The organism is Xanthomonas sp. F10 (assembly GCF_014206815.1).
Lineage (GTDB): Bacteria > Pseudomonadota > Gammaproteobacteria > Xanthomonadales > Xanthomonadaceae > Xanthomonas_A > Xanthomonas_A indica.
In genome coordinates this window covers 113,128-124,933 of record NZ_JACHNP010000002.1, presented here as the reverse complement: position 1 = coordinate 124,933, position 11,806 = coordinate 113,128, and the positions used below count along the sequence as shown (strand labels likewise).

Here is an 11,806-nt window from a genome sequence, read left to right as displayed (position 1 = left end):
CACATGGCACGCCTCTGCCCGGGATCGGGCGCGGTGGGTTAAGGCCGCAGCATGCGCGCTCTGGATGGCAGCGGGCACGGCGACTGTTCGCATATGAATATAGCAATCACAAGTGAACAATCAACCTGCAGCGCAGCAATCGCCTGGCCGGCGTTAGGGCGGCAGCACCAGCGCTGACAGCGCGTACGGCCGCTGCAGCAACGGCAGCGGCGTGTGCGGCTGCAAGGCCGCCGGCAAGGTGTAGCCCCAGGCCACGCCGGCAAACGCGATGCCGGCCTGACGTGCGGCCTCGGCATCGCGGATCTCGTCGCCCACGCAGAGTGCCCGCGCGGCGGGAACGCCGCAGGCGCGCAGGCTGGCGCGCAGCTTGCGGCGCTTGCCCAGCACCGCCGCGCCGCAGCGCACGTCGCGGAACTGCGCGAGCAACGCCGGGCCGAGCACGCGCTCGACGTTGGCGCGGCTGTTGGACGTGACCAGGGCCAGCTGCACGCCATCCTGCGCCAGCTGCGCGAGCAACTCGGCGACGCCGTCGAACAGCGCGATGCGCTCGATCTGCGCGCTCATCAGCGCGCGCATGTGTTGCGCCACCGCCGGCACCCGCCACCAGCGCAGGCCGCTGCGCGCCATCAGCTCGCGCGCGCTCAGGCTGCGGATCTCGTCCAGCCGCGCCACGTCGAAGCGGCGGAAGCCGAATTCGTCGGCGACGCCGTTGATGGTCGCCAGGAACCAGGGGAAGGAGTCGGCCAGGGTGCCGTCGAAATCGAAGATGACCAGGTCGTAGCGGCGCATGCGGCGGCAGCATGACGGAGCGCTGGCATCCACGCCAGCGGCACGCCTGCCGATCGCGGCAGCCAGGCACGCGGATTGGCCCGCCTTTCATCCGCCGTTGCCGTGCGCTTCACCCGCACGCGCCTGCGCAGCGCGCACGCTGCAGGCTCATCGCACGGAGACGGCCATGCACATGCAATCCCCCAACCCCGCCCAGGATCCGCAGCAGCCACCGAACGAAGTGCCGGGCCAGGTGCCGAACCCGGGCGTGGACCCGACCCCGGATCGGCCGATCGATCCGATCCCGGACCAGCCGACCGACCCGACCATCCCGCCGATCCAGGACCCGGTCGGCAGCATCGACGCCCCGGTGCCGGGTCCGCGCGGACCGACGCAGTACGTCTAGGCAGCTGCGACCAAGGAGCGAGTGTGGAGCTTGCGGCGCGCGCTCCGCCGCAGGAATAACGGCGATGCCGGTTGGAACGCCGCGGCTCGGCGTTCATGGGAAAGCCTGCCGCGGCTGAAGCCGCTCCTACGGGTTCCCTGCAACGGCTGACATCCGGCGCTTTCGATAGCCGAGGTGAGGAAGCACTGCAGCGCCGAGGAACGCGACAGTTGTCTCGTAGGAGCGGCTTCAGCCGCGACCAGAGCCGCGACCAGGCTTTCCCAGGAACGCCCGGTCGCGGTTGAAACCGCTCCTACGTGTTTTGTTCGCCTTAGCGAATCCGAAACCCCATCGTCGACTCCACCGCTTGCTGCCAACCGGCGTACAGCGCTTCTCGACGCTCGGCCGGCATGTCCGGCTCGAAGCGGCGGTCCACCGCCCACTGCTGGGCGATCTCGGCACGGTTCTTCCAGAACCCGGTGGCCAGGCCGGCCAGGTAGGCCGCGCCCAGGGCGGTGGTCTCGGCCACTTCCGGGCGCAGCACCGGCACGTCCAGGATGTCGCTCTGGAACTGCGCCATGAAGTCGTTGGCGATGGCGCCGCCGTCGGCGCGCAGTTCCTTCAGTTCGATGCCCGAATCGACCTGCATCGCGGTCAGCACGTCGCGCGTCTGGTAGGCCATCGACTCGATCGCGGCGCGGATGAAATGCTCCTTGGTGGTGCCGCGGGTCAGGCCGAACACCGCGCCGCGGATGTCGCTGCGCCAGTACGGCGCGCCCAGGCCGACGAAGGCCGGCACGAAGTACACACCGTCGTTGTCGCCAGCGCGCTCGGCATAGGCCTGCGAGTCGCTGGCCTTGCCGAGCATGCGCAGGCCGTCGCGCAGCCACTGCACCACCGAGCCGGCGACGAAGATCGCGCCTTCCAGCGCGTACTCGACCTTGCCGTCCACGCCCCAGGCGATGGTGGTGAGCAGGCCGTTCTTCGATGCCACCGCCTTCTCGCCGGTGTTCATCAGCATGAAACAGCCGGTGCCATAGGTGTTCTTGGCCATGCCCGGCTCGAAGCAGGCCTGGCCGAACAGCGCCGCCTGCTGGTCGCCGGCGATGCCGGCGATCGGCACCGCATGGCCGTAGAAATACTGGCCCTGGGTATTGCCGTAGATCTCGCTGGACGAGCGCACCTCCGGCAGCATCGAGGCGGGGATGTCCAGCAGCTGCAGCAGTTCCTCGTCCCAGCGCAGTTCATGGATGTTGTAGAGCAGCGTGCGCGAGGCATTGGTGTAGTCGGTGACGTGTACCTTGCCGCCGGTGAGATTCCAGATCAGCCAGCTGTCGATGGTGCCGAAGGCCAGTTCGCCGCGCTGCGCGCGTTCGCGCGCACCCTCGACGTGGTCGAGGATCCACTTGACCTTGGTACCGGAGAAATACGCATCGATCAGCAGGCCGGTCTTGGCCCGCACCAGGTCCTCGTGGCCGCCGGCCTTGAGCTGGTCGCAGATGTCCTTGGTCTGCCGCGACTGCCAGACGATGGCGTTGTAGATCGGCTGGCCGGTGGCGCGGTCCCACACCACCGCGGTCTCGCGCTGGTTGGTGATACCGATGCCGGCGATCGCGCTGGCGTCCACCTGGTGGTTGTTGAGCAGCTCGGTGATCGTGGTGTAGACGCTGGTCATGATCTCGCGCGGGTTGTGCTCGACCCAGCCCGGCTGCGGGAAGATCTGCGAGAACTCGCGCTGCGCCATGCCGACGATGCGGCCCTGGCGGTCGAACAGGATCGCGCGCGAACTGGTGGTGCCCTGGTCGATGGCCAGGATGAACTGCTTTTCCATCGGAGACTCCTGCGGGATGCACGCCGCGCACACGGGCGCGGCGCCAACGGGAAATTAGGGAGGCGCGCACGCCGCGCGCGAAAACGAACGCGCCGCCGGCGCGCTAGCCGCGGCGCGCAGCGGCCTGCTCTTCCTCCAGAGCTTTCACCCGCGCCGGCAGGAACGGATAGATCAGCCACTGGTAGGCGGCACCGCCGATCACGCCGCCGATCAGCGGGCCGACGATCGGGATCCACCAGTAGTTGTCGGCCGACGGCAACGCCGAGGAACCCCAGCCGGCGACGTAGGCGAACAGGCGCGGGCCGAAGTCGCGCGCCGGATTGATCGCCCAGGCTTCCAGATAGCCCATCGAGGCACCGATGGTGGCCACCAGCAGGCCGATGATCAGCGCACCGGAATTGGCGGTGGGCGCAGCCTCGTTGTAGCGCTCGGTGATGGCGAAGATGCCGAAGATCAGGAACGCGGTCAGGATCACCTGGTCGCGCAGCGCGTGCATCGGCGTGATCGCCAGGCCCGGTGCGGTGAAGAACACCCCGGCCGCGCCGCCGCCGGCACGGGTGAGATGCTGGGCCTGGTTGTAGTGGTCGATCACCGGCGCGAACAGCAGGTAGACGATCCATGCGCCGAGGAATGCGCCGATCACCTGCGCCACCCAGTACGGCAGCACCTTGGGCCAGGGAAAGCCACGGTAAAGCGCCAGCGCCAGGGTCACCGCCGGATTGGCGTGGGTGCCGGACACCGAGCCGGTGACGTAGATGGCGATGGTCACCGCCAGGCCCCAGGCGATGCACACGCCCCAGTAGGCGTGCTGGTAGGGGCTGGGGTCGTAGAGCACGTACATGCACGCCACCGAGCAGCCGAAGGCGATGATGATCAGCATCGCGATCGCCTCGGAAATCAGTTCACCCACCAGTTGCCGGCTCATGCCCATGCCTCCCGGCCTGCCGTCGTTGCCGCTGTCGATCCACCCATGCCTGCCACCCTCCACGGTTGCGTCCAGGTTCCTGCGCCGCGGCGGGGGCCGGGCGCAGCGCGATTGTGCACGCGCCGCCGCGGCCCGAACCGGGCCGGCGGCAGCGTTTTGATCATGCCGGTGCCGCGGCCAGGGTGGCCGGCGCCTGTTGCAGGTAGGCGACCAGGCGCTCGCGGCCGGCGGCGTCCACGCGCAGGCCGAGCTTGCTGCGGCGCCACAGCAGGTCGTCGGCCTCCACCACCCACTCGTGTTGGCGCAGGTAGTCGACCTCGGCCTGGTACAGGTCGGCGCCGAAATGCTGGCCCAGGTCCTGCAGCGAGCTCGCCTCGCCCAGCAGCGTGTCCGCGCGGGTGCCATAGTTGCGCGCCAGCCGCTGCGCGGTGGCCTCGGCCAGCCACGGCCGTGCCGCGCGCAGTTCGCGCGCCAACGCGGCGATGTCGTTGCGTTCGCCGCCGGGCAGCGGCGCGCCATGCGCGGTCCAGGCCGGCGCCTTGCGTCCGGCGTGCGCGGTCAGCCGGTCCACCGCCTCCTCGGCGAGCTTGCGGTAGGTGGTGAGCTTGCCGCCGAACACGTTGAGCAGGGCCGCGCCGTCGCGTGCATCCAGTTCCAGCAGATAGTCGCGGGTGACCTCGGCGGCGTTGTCCTCCTCGTCGTCGAGCAGCGGGCGCACGCCGCTGTAGCTCCACACCACGTCGTCCGGGGCGATCTGCTTGCGGAAATAGCGGTTGGCCGCCTCGCACAGATAACGCGTCTCCTCGCCGTCGATGCGCGGCGCGGCCGGATCGGCACGGTAGTCGACATCGGTGGTGCCGATCAGGGTGTAGTCCTGCTCGTAGGGAATGGCGAAGACGATGCGCCGGTCCGGCTGCTGGAAGATGTAGGCGTGGTCGTGCTCGAACAGCCGCGGCACCACGATGTGGCTGCCCTTGACCAGGCGCAGCGCGTGGTCGTGGCCGACATGCGCCACCTCGTCCAGGAACTGCACCGCCCACGGCCCGGCGGCATTGACCAGCGACCGCGCGCGCAGTTCCTCGCGGCGGCCGTCGGCGTGCTGCAACTGCACCTGCCACACGCCCTCCACGCGGCGCGCGCCGACGCAGCGGGTGCGGGTGAGGATGCGCGCGCCGCGCTGCGCGGCGTCCATCGCGTTGAGCACTACCAGCCGCGCGTCCTGCACCCAGGCGTCGGAATAGACGAAGCCGGTGCGGAACTCCTCGCGCAGCGGCGCGCCCACCGGATGCGTGCGCAGCGCCAGGCGCCGGGAGCCCGGCAGGGTGCGGCGGCCGCGGCCGAGGTGGTCGTACAGGAACAGGCCGGTGCGGATCATCCACGCCGGGCGCAGGTGCGGCTGGTGCGGCAGCAGGAAGCGCAGCGGCCAGATGATGTGCGGGGCCAGCCGCAGCAGCACCTCGCGCTCGGCCAGGGCCTTGCCGACCAGGGCGAACTCGTACTGCTCCAGATAGCGCAGGCCGCCGTGGATCAGCTTGGTGCTGGCGCTGGAGGTATGCGCGGCCAGATCGTCTCGCTCGCACAGGCACACCGACAGGCCGCGACCCACCGCATCGCGGGCGATGCCCACGCCGTTGATGCCGCCACCGACCACCAGCACATCGTAGGTCTCGCGCATAGCCGACTCCGGAAATGTCGTGTCCGGGCTCGGCGGAGGCGCCAGGCGCGGAACTGAGGACGAAAAGATCGTAAACGAACATTTCCGAACATATCACGCTGCACTGCAGCGTGGCGTCGACGGTGCCGGAGAAACGCGGCAACAGGCCTGACAGTCCTAGTTCATGGACAGCCGAGAGCACGCAGGACGCCGGCGCGGCGCGCCAAAGCGCCACATCACGCAACATTAACGAAATAATTCGAACACGAGCCCGTCTGCCGCCAGCGTCGGAGCCAGAGCCGGCGGTCCACTCAAGGACACCGCTAATGCCGCCTTATCGCCGGGCGCGGCAGGATGTCTCGTCTCGATTGGAGGAGCGGTTTTAGCCGCGACGGGCAATCCCAGTGACGCCCGTCGCGGCTAAAGCCGCTCCTACCAATGGCCTTCGTCGTTGTTACAGGCGCCCTCAACCCGCAGCCGCGTCTAGGTCCGGCGCGCCCGGATCGGCAGCATCGCCCTCGGCGACGAACACCCGGGTGCCGGCCGCGTCCAGCACCGCGGCCAGCTCGGCCGGCGGCGCGCGGTCGGTGAACCAGGCGTGCACCCGCCCGATCGGCCCCAGCCGCACCATCGCGTTGCGGCCGAGCTTGCTGTGGTCGGCGGCCAGGAACACCTGCCGCGAGTGCTCGATGATCGCCTGCGCCACCCGCACTTCGTGGAAGTCGAAATCCAGCAGGGTGCCGTCGGGGTCGATGCCGGAAATGCCGATCACGCCGAAGTCCACCTTGAACTGGCGGATCAGCTCGATGGTGGCCTCGCCGGTGACGCCCTGGTCGCGGCCGCGCACGCGCCCGCCGGCCACCATCACCTCGAAGCTGGGATTGGCGCTCATCATCACCGCGACGTTGAGGTTGTTGGTGATCACGCGCAGGCCGCTGTGGCCCATCAGCGCGCGCGCCACGTCCTCGTTGGTGGTGCCGATGTTGATGAACAGCGAGGCATCGTCGGGGATGTGCTGCGCCAGCAGCGTGGCGATGCGCCGCTTCTCCTGCGCCTGCAGCGACTTGCGCGCCGCATAGGCCAGGTTCTCCACGCTCGAGGGCAGGCTCACGCCGCCGTGGTAGCGGCGCAGCACGCCGGCCTCGCACAGCAGGGTCAGGTCGCGGCGGATGGTCTGCGGCGTCACCTCGAAACGCGCCGCCAATCCTTCCACCTCGGCATAGCCTTGCTGGCGCACCAGCGCCACCAGTTGCTCCTGGCGCGGATTGAGCGCAGAGACTGCGTTCGGCTTGGGAATCGGATGGTCCATGCCCCGATGATGGCGCATGCGCGGGCGGATGCAACCGCGCCGCGACGACGCAGGGCGCCGCGACGCGTGCATACCCTCGGTGAACCGCAACCCTGGCCTGGGCCTGCGCGGTCTACGCACTGATGCGAGCCAGCGCCTAGGGCCTGTCACCCATTCCCGGGTAGGTCGCGCCGCCCTTGCGCGTGCCTGGGGCAAGGAAGCGCGAGGGAGTGGACGTGCGTCCACGACCGAGCAATGACGCAGTCCCGGGCATGCGCAAGGGCGGCCCTTCGGGTTGTCGCTGCAAGGCCGCCATCTTCGCGCCGCGCGGCTTGACCTGACGGCCAGTCAGGCCTACGCCACGCGACGCAAACCTGACGGCCTTGCAGCGCCAACGCGGCCTACCCGGGAATGGGTGACAGGCCCTAGACTAGCGCCCCTCGCCGGGCCGCCCGGCACTCCGGCACCTGCCATGCTCAACAACGACATCCTGCGCTCCATCCGCTACATGCTCGACCTGAGCGACCAGAAGATCGTCGATCTGGCGCACCTCGCCGATCCCGCGTTCCCGATCGACAAGGCGCAGATCCCGGCGTGGCTGAAGAAGGAGGACGAGGACGGCTTCGTCGAATGCAGCGACGCGGTGCTCGCACACGTGCTGGACGGGCTGGTGTTCCACTACCGCGGCCGCGACGACAGCCTGCCGCCGCGCCCGGTGGAAGCGCGTGTCACCAACAACGTGGTGCTGAAGAAGCTGCGCGTGGCGTTCCAGCTCAAGGACGTGGACATGCACCAGATCTTCGACGCGGCCGGTTTCCCGGTGTCCAAGCCGGAACTGTCGGCGCTGTTCCGGCAGCCGGAGCACAAGAATTTCCGCCTGTGCGGCGACCAGTTGCTGCGCAACTTCCTGAAGGGCCTGACCCTGCGCGTGCGCGGCGCCGGCTGAGCCGCGCGCACCGCGGCACCAGGGCGCGGCCGTCGCCGCGAGGTCGGTTTTCCACACACCGGCCATCGCGAATCGGTAGGATGCGCGCAGTCCGCCACCGTGGCGGCGCGGCCGGCCACCGGCCCTGCCCGCCTCCCGTTCCGTTCCGAGGGTCCCATGAAGCTAGAGGCGCTGTTCGACCAGTTGCACACCCTGCCGACCATTCCCCAGGTGGCGCAGGACCTGATCCTGCAGTTCGATGCGCCGGGCACCAGCCTGGACGCGGTGGCGCGCAACATCGAACGGGATCCGGTGATCGCGGCCAAGGTGCTGCGGCTGGCCAATTCGGCGCGCTTCCGCGGCGCGCGCGACTCCACCACGGTGGAGGACGCGGCGCTGCGCCTGGGCTTCAACACCTTGCGCACCCTGGTGCTGGCCTCCTCGGTGACCGGCGCCTTCCATGCGCCGGCGCATTTCGACCTGCGCGCGTTCTGGCTGCACAGCTTCGAAGTGGCCGGCGTGTGCCGGTTGCTGGCGCGGCAGAAGGGCCTGGACGCGGAGACCGCGTTCACCTGCGGCATGATGCACAACATCGGCGAACTGCTGATCCAGACCGGCGCGCCCGACTACGCCGCGCAACTGCACCCGGACGCCTCGTCCAGCGGCCGCGCTGCCGACGAGACCGTGCAACTGGGCTTCGGCTACCCGGAAGTGGGCGCCGAACTGGCGCGGCGCTGGCACCTGCCGCAGGTGATCCAGACCGCCATCGCGTTCCAGGCGCGGCCGCTGCAGGCGCCGGAAGGCGAGCCGATGCCGAAGGTCGTCGCCCAGGCCGCCTTGGTCGCCGACGCGCTGGAACGCCATGGTGGCGCCAACGAGCAGGCGCGGCAGGCGGTGACCGGCCCGCTGATGGACGACGTGGACCTGGACGCCCTGTTCGCCGCGCTGCCCGACGTGATCGAGGCCGATCGCGCCTTTACCGAGATGCTGAAGTAAGGGAAGACATACGCCGCGTCGGCCACGCCGCGCGGCGGTAGCACGGAATCAGTACCTTCCCCGCTTCGCCGCACCCTCATCCGGCGCTACGCGCCACCTTCTCCCGGTGGGAGAAGGGGTGGTTTGCGGCGCTTGGTGCCGCGCGCGGGCTTGGGCGGCGCCTCGGTCGCGGCGCGCGGCTTGCCCGCTTTTGGCGTCTGCGCTTTCGGCGTTGTCGCTTTCGTCGCCTTTGCTGCGCGTGTCGTCTTTGTTGCCGGCTTTGGCGTCGACGCTGTCTCAGCAGCGCTGGCCGTCGTCTTGCGCTTGGTCCGCGTTGCCTTCCTCGCCGACGCCACCGCGCCAGATGCGGCGGTGCGTGGCGTCTTCTTCGCCTTGCCGCCTTTGGGCTTGCCTTCGGCGCCCCCGTCACCGCGCCTCGGCTTGGCCGACGCCGCGGCGGCACCGCGGGCCGGCGACGCGCCGATGGCGACCCAGGTCGGCGCATGGTCGCTGGCATGCGGCTGGTCGCGCACCCAGCGGTCCACGCCGGCATCGCGCAGGCGCGCGGCCAGTGGGGGATTCAGCAGCAGATGGTCGATGCGCAGCCCGGCATCGCGCTGCCAGTGCTGGCGGAAATAATCCCAGAACGTGTACACGCGGCGCTCGCCGTGCACCTGGCGCAGGCTGTCGGTCCAGCCCTGCGCCAAGAGCTCGGCATAGGCCTGGCGGCTTTCCGGCTGCAGCAGCGCATCGCGCCGCCACGAGGCCGGGTTGTAGATGTCCGCATCGGTGGGCACCACGTTGAAGTCGCCGATCAGGGCCACCGGATGCGGCAGCGCCACCAGGTGCTGCGCATGCCGCTGCAGGCGCGCGAACCAGTCCAGCTTGTAGTCGAACTTCGGTCCTGGGCGCGGATTGCCGTTGGGCAGGTACAGGCAGCCGACCAGCACGCCGTGCGCCATCGCCTCGATGTAGCGGCTCTGGGTGTCGCGCGGGTCGCCGGGCAGGCCGCGCCGGCTCTCGATGGGATCGCAGCCCTTGGCCAGCAGCGCCACGCCATTCCAGCTCGACTGCCCCATCCACACCGCGCCATAGCCGGCGGCATGCAACTCGGCCAGCGGGAAACCCGCATCCACGCTCTTGAGTTCCTGCAGCCCGACGATGTCCGGCGCCTCGCGCTGCAACCACTGCAGCAGCTGCGGCAAGCGGCTGCGGATGCCGTTGACGTTGTAGGTGGCGATCTTGAGCGTCTTCATCCGGCGCGCCTGCAGAACCAGCCGTCACCTTGGCTCCGCTACCCTCGACGCATCGTGAAAACGGGAGCCGCCGCATGACCCCGCTCGACAAACCCTTGCGCCGCGAACTGGAGATCGACGGCGTGCACTACACCCTGACCGTGGACCCGGACGGCCTGAAGCTCACCGAGAAGGGCCGACGCAAGGGCCTGGAACTGCGCTGGAGCGCCCTGGTCAGCGGCGACGCCGCATTGGCCACCGCCTTGCAGGCCTCGCTGGCCGATCGCCCCGGCAAACGCTGAGCGCGGGCACGGCGGGCGGCTTGGCGGCGACACGCCGGCGGACGTGGCCGCCGATGGTGCTATCGTCGCGGCATCGGCAACCAGCAGGGAGCGGACGGATGCACAGGCGTAGCGATGGTGCGGTCGGAAACGGACAGATGCGCCCCCGGCATGCGCGCTGCATCATGATCCCGCTGCTGCTTGCCTTGCCGTCGCTGGCGGCCTGCGCCGCGCCGAATACGCCGGACAGCCTGCGCGTGTCCAGCACCAACACCTACGCCGCAGGCACGCCCGAGTGGCGGCAGGTGCGCGACTGGCTGGCGCAGCACCGTACGCGCAGCGACGGCGCGCGCATGGGCAGTCTCGACCAGCTCGGTCCCATCGTCCTGAGCTACGCGCGAGCGCTGCCGCCCGCCAGCGAGCGGCTTCCCGCGCCCGTGCCACTGCCGGCCAACGGCGCGACCAGCGACAGCATCGCCATTACCAGTTGCTCAGACAACGTGCGCCAGTCGTGGCGCTACGGCGTCGAGGCACGCCCTGAAGGTGCGTGGGTCCTGACGTCGTTTGCTACCTCGCAAGCTGAGGATTGCAAGCAGGCCGATAGCACGCACTGACGCTGCAATCGCCATCGCGGCGTAGCCAGGCTCCGCGTCGCATCGCCGTTCGCCCTTGCTGCGCCTCGGCGAGACCCACGTTGTTCTTGTAGGAGCGGCTTCAGCCGCGACCGGCTGCCCCGGTAACGCCTCGTCGCGGCTGAAGGCGCTCCTACGCGTGCGCCTCGCCGTGCTGTTTAGAGACCTGTTGCAGCCGCCACGAACGACCGCGCCCCTCGGTGTCACGCATCCGTGGGGGCGGAAGCACCACAGCCGCCTACCTAACGCGACGCTCCTGATGCTCACGCACCGCGCTGGCGCATCGCATCGGCTGGCACCGACCAGAGGTGGACGGCGCCAGCCGAACCCCCTCACTGCACCGCGCAGAACGTGGTGTAGTGGTCGGCCGAGTAATAGCGCTGCGCGATCGTCGACTTGGCCTTGCCGTCGATGACCAGGAACACCAGGCGATAGGTGCCGGCCGCGCCGCCCGGATCGCGCCGCGCCTTGCCTTCGTAGTAGGTCTGTCCCTTGCCGGCTTTCGGCAGGCGCCCTTCGGCGTTGCCGAACACCTGCACGTCCACCTGGGTGGAACCGCAGGCGGCGATCGGGTTGGCCATGGTGATGCAGTACGCCATGTCGCGTGCGGCATCGCGAACGTAGGTCGGCAGCGCACTGCAGGCGGGCGGCGCCTTTTGCGCCTGCGCCTGGGTGGACGCCAGCAGCGCGGCGAGCAGGGCATAGGAAATCGGACGATGCATGGACGTGCTCCTTGGAAGTGGTCGGGATGGTCTCCACGGCGAACGGCGCCGTGGCGGACGCTGCCACAATGCGCAAGCGTTACCGCCACGCCCATCGGGCGCTGGCTGATCTGCGGAAGATGCAGTTCCCCGGTGCGGCATGGGCCTGACACACCTGCAAAGGCGCGACGTGAGCGCAGGCACGG

At 69.5% G+C, this 11,806-nt stretch carries 12 protein-coding genes; 5 read left to right on the top strand and 7 right to left on the bottom strand.

The annotated features are described in order from the left end of the window. Positions 1–153: 153 nt before the first annotated feature. Positions 154–789: an HAD-IA family hydrolase gene (locus FHR56_RS12120; protein ID WP_160945647.1), complete on the bottom strand. Its 636-nt coding sequence runs from the start codon at positions 787–789 to the stop codon at positions 154–156. Between the two features lie 166 nt (positions 790–955). On the opposite strand from FHR56_RS12120, the gene FHR56_RS12115 reads away from it, so the two are divergent. Continuing rightward, the gene (locus FHR56_RS12115; RefSeq protein WP_160945648.1) at positions 956–1,174 is read left to right on the top strand and encodes a hypothetical protein; all 219 of its coding nucleotides are present in this window, start codon (positions 956–958) and stop codon (positions 1,172–1,174) included. 310 nt (positions 1,175–1,484) lie between these two features. Here FHR56_RS12115 and glpK read toward each other — a convergent pair whose 3' ends face one another. The 4 genes from glpK to FHR56_RS12095 form a co-directional block, all read right to left on the bottom strand. Next, positions 1,485–2,984 (bottom strand): glycerol kinase GlpK, encoded by a 1,500-nt coding sequence (gene glpK, locus FHR56_RS12110; protein WP_160945649.1) that lies wholly within the window; start codon positions 2,982–2,984, stop codon positions 1,485–1,487. A gap of 103 nt (positions 2,985–3,087) precedes the next feature. Further along, complete coding sequence (locus FHR56_RS12105) at positions 3,088–3,909, bottom strand: MIP/aquaporin family protein (protein WP_017916383.1); 822 nt, start codon at positions 3,907–3,909, stop codon at positions 3,088–3,090. 160 nt (positions 3,910–4,069) lie between these two features. Continuing rightward, positions 4,070–5,584 carry a glycerol-3-phosphate dehydrogenase gene (glpD, locus tag FHR56_RS12100; RefSeq protein WP_160945650.1) on the bottom strand — a complete coding sequence of 505 codons (1,515 nt, stop codon included), beginning with the start codon at positions 5,582–5,584 and terminating at the stop codon, positions 4,070–4,072. A gap of 445 nt (positions 5,585–6,029) precedes the next feature. Next, positions 6,030–6,890: a DeoR family transcriptional regulator gene (locus tag FHR56_RS12095; RefSeq protein WP_343160736.1), complete on the bottom strand. Its 861-nt coding sequence runs from the start codon at positions 6,888–6,890 to the stop codon at positions 6,030–6,032. 433 nt (positions 6,891–7,323) lie between these two features. Here FHR56_RS12095 and FHR56_RS12090 point away from each other — a divergent pair, with 433 nt between their 5' ends. Both FHR56_RS12090 and FHR56_RS12085 read left to right on the top strand, forming a co-directional pair. Next, a complete protein-coding gene (locus FHR56_RS12090) occupies positions 7,324–7,797 on the top strand; it encodes a DUF1456 family protein (RefSeq protein WP_019798843.1) in 474 nt (157 codons plus the stop codon). 156 nt (positions 7,798–7,953) lie between these two features. Continuing rightward, the gene (locus tag FHR56_RS12085; protein ID WP_160945652.1) at positions 7,954–8,772 is read left to right on the top strand and encodes an HDOD domain-containing protein; all 819 of its coding nucleotides are present in this window, start codon (positions 7,954–7,956) and stop codon (positions 8,770–8,772) included. Positions 8,773–8,858: 86 nt separating this feature from the next. Here FHR56_RS12085 and FHR56_RS12080 read toward each other — a convergent pair whose 3' ends face one another. Next, positions 8,859–10,007 carry an exodeoxyribonuclease III gene (locus FHR56_RS12080; protein WP_160945653.1) on the bottom strand — a complete coding sequence of 383 codons (1,149 nt, stop codon included), beginning with the start codon at positions 10,005–10,007 and terminating at the stop codon, positions 8,859–8,861. Positions 10,008–10,081: 74 nt separating this feature from the next. Here FHR56_RS12080 and FHR56_RS12075 point away from each other — a divergent pair, with 74 nt between their 5' ends. After that, on the top strand, positions 10,082–10,288 hold the full coding sequence (locus FHR56_RS12075) for a hypothetical protein (protein WP_160945654.1): 207 nt from the start codon (positions 10,082–10,084) through the stop codon (positions 10,286–10,288). A gap of 164 nt (positions 10,289–10,452) precedes the next feature. After that, positions 10,453–10,881 (top strand): hypothetical protein, encoded by a 429-nt coding sequence (locus FHR56_RS12070; RefSeq protein ID WP_160945655.1) that lies wholly within the window; start codon positions 10,453–10,455, stop codon positions 10,879–10,881. Between the two features lie 350 nt (positions 10,882–11,231). Here FHR56_RS12070 and FHR56_RS12065 read toward each other — a convergent pair whose 3' ends face one another. Then, entirely contained in the window at positions 11,232–11,621 is a 390-nt protein-coding gene (locus FHR56_RS12065) for a ribonuclease domain-containing protein (RefSeq protein ID WP_160945656.1), read from the bottom strand. Positions 11,622–11,806: the final 185 nt, after the last annotated feature.

Coding starts and splice junctions, on each gene's coding strand:
- FHR56_RS12120 (WP_160945647.1), bottom strand. CDS start 789: ATGCGCCGCTACGACCTGGTCATCTTCGATTTCGACGGCACCCTGGCC.
- FHR56_RS12115 (WP_160945648.1), top strand. CDS start 956: ATGCACATGCAATCCCCCAACCCCGCCCAGGATCCGCAGCAGCCACCG.
- glpK (WP_160945649.1), bottom strand. CDS start 2,984: ATGGAAAAGCAGTTCATCCTGGCCATCGACCAGGGCACCACCAGTTCG.
- FHR56_RS12105 (WP_017916383.1), bottom strand. CDS start 3,909: ATGAGCCGGCAACTGGTGGGTGAACTGATTTCCGAGGCGATCGCGATG.
- glpD (WP_160945650.1), bottom strand. CDS start 5,584: ATGCGCGAGACCTACGATGTGCTGGTGGTCGGTGGCGGCATCAACGGC.
- FHR56_RS12095 (WP_343160736.1), bottom strand. CDS start 6,890: ATGCGCCATCATCGGGGCATGGACCATCCGATTCCCAAGCCGAACGCA.
- FHR56_RS12090 (WP_019798843.1), top strand. CDS start 7,324: ATGCTCAACAACGACATCCTGCGCTCCATCCGCTACATGCTCGACCTG.
- FHR56_RS12085 (WP_160945652.1), top strand. CDS start 7,954: ATGAAGCTAGAGGCGCTGTTCGACCAGTTGCACACCCTGCCGACCATT.
- FHR56_RS12080 (WP_160945653.1), bottom strand. CDS start 10,007: ATGAAGACGCTCAAGATCGCCACCTACAACGTCAACGGCATCCGCAGC.
- FHR56_RS12075 (WP_160945654.1), top strand. CDS start 10,082: ATGACCCCGCTCGACAAACCCTTGCGCCGCGAACTGGAGATCGACGGC.
- FHR56_RS12070 (WP_160945655.1), top strand. CDS start 10,453: ATGATCCCGCTGCTGCTTGCCTTGCCGTCGCTGGCGGCCTGCGCCGCG.
- FHR56_RS12065 (WP_160945656.1), bottom strand. CDS start 11,621: ATGCATCGTCCGATTTCCTATGCCCTGCTCGCCGCGCTGCTGGCGTCC.